2 protein-coding genes are annotated in these 1,158 nt (G+C 67.1%); both read right to left on the bottom strand.

Annotation, left to right across the window (positions count from 1 at the left end):
• On the bottom strand, positions 1-146 hold a 146-nt coding region (locus DBR22_RS23120; RefSeq protein WP_146187644.1), incomplete at its 3' end, for an SDR family NAD(P)-dependent oxidoreductase.
• A 38-nt stretch (positions 147-184) separates the two neighbouring features.
• On the bottom strand, positions 185-1,126 hold the full coding sequence (locus tag DBR22_RS23125; protein WP_108600894.1) for a 2-hydroxyacid dehydrogenase: 942 nt from the start codon (positions 1,124-1,126) through the stop codon (positions 185-187).
• Positions 1,127-1,158: the final 32 nt, after the last annotated feature.

Raw genomic sequence — 1,158 nt, forward strand, 5'->3', positions numbered from 1 at the left:
GCAGCCTTCAACCGCTCCGCATTAATACCGTTCAACACCACCGTCGCCCCGGCCTCGGCCAACGCCCGCGCCAACGAATTACCAATCCCCCGGCTCGAACCAGTCACCAACGCAACCCGCCCGGACAAATCAAAAAGTGAAGTCATAGAGAGCAGCTCCTCGCCGCGTCTGGAAGGGATTCGGCTTAGAAGGGGCCGTTTTGGACGAGGTTCGCCGGCGCCCGGCCCGCTGCCAGCGCTTCGAGCTGCTTCCGCAGCAGCTTGAGGATCCTGGGCTGAAACGCCGAGGCGTTGCCGCCGACGTGCGGAGTGATCAGGGCGTTAGTGGTGGACCACATCGGATGGTCCTGGGGCAGCGGTTCCGGGTCCACGACGTCGAGCGCGCATTGCAGGCGGCCGGACAGGACTTCCTTGGTCAGGGCAGCCGTGTCCACCACGGAGCCGCGGCCCACGTTCACCACCAACGCGCCGTCCGGCAGCGCGGCGAGCACCTCTTCGCCGATCAGCTGGTGGGTGTGCTCGTTCAGCGGCAGTACCGAGACGAGAATGTCGTGCGTGGCGGCGAGCGCGGGCAGTTCCGAGGAGGCATGGACCTCTCCGTGTTCGTCGGTGCGCGCTGAGCTGCCTACCCGGGTGATGGTGACTTCGAAGGGCTCCAGCCGGCGGGCGATTTCGTGCCCGATGCCGCCTACCCCGACCAACAGCACGCGCCTGTCCGCCAGGGACTGGCGGCGCTCCGGCCGCCAAAGGCCGTGCTGCTGGTCGCGGACAGCCTGATCGATGCCGCGCAGCTTGGCGAGGATCAGCCCGATGGCCAGCTCCGCGGTTGCTGCTGCGTGGACTCCGGAGGCGCTGGCGACACCGGCCGCCGGCCCCGCCGCCTCGATGACGCCGTCGTATCCGGTGGACTGCGTCTGCACGTACTTCAGGTTCCCGGCCTTGGCGAGGGATCCCAGCACAGCGGCAGCGCCGATGTAAGGCAGAATGACGCCGTCGATCTCACTGAGCGTCCCGCCGTCGGGATCGGTCTTCAAATCCCACACCACTCCCTTCAGCCCCTCGGGCAGGGGTGAGAGATCGGCGAGAAGCTGCCGGTCGGGGAAGCTGACGGTGCGGACTGTTTGCATCTGGTGGACCTATCAATCGGGAGGGTGGAGGG

Origin of the sequence: Arthrobacter sp. HMWF013, from assembly GCF_003061105.1 — a bacterium.
Taxonomy (GTDB): domain Bacteria; phylum Actinomycetota; class Actinomycetes; order Actinomycetales; family Micrococcaceae; genus Arthrobacter.

Bases quoted from the DNA above. Each gene is read 5' to 3' on its own strand.
- DBR22_RS23125 (WP_108600894.1), bottom strand. From the start codon at position 1,126: ATGCAAACAGTCCGCACCGTCAGCTTCCCCGACCGGCAGCTTCTCGCC.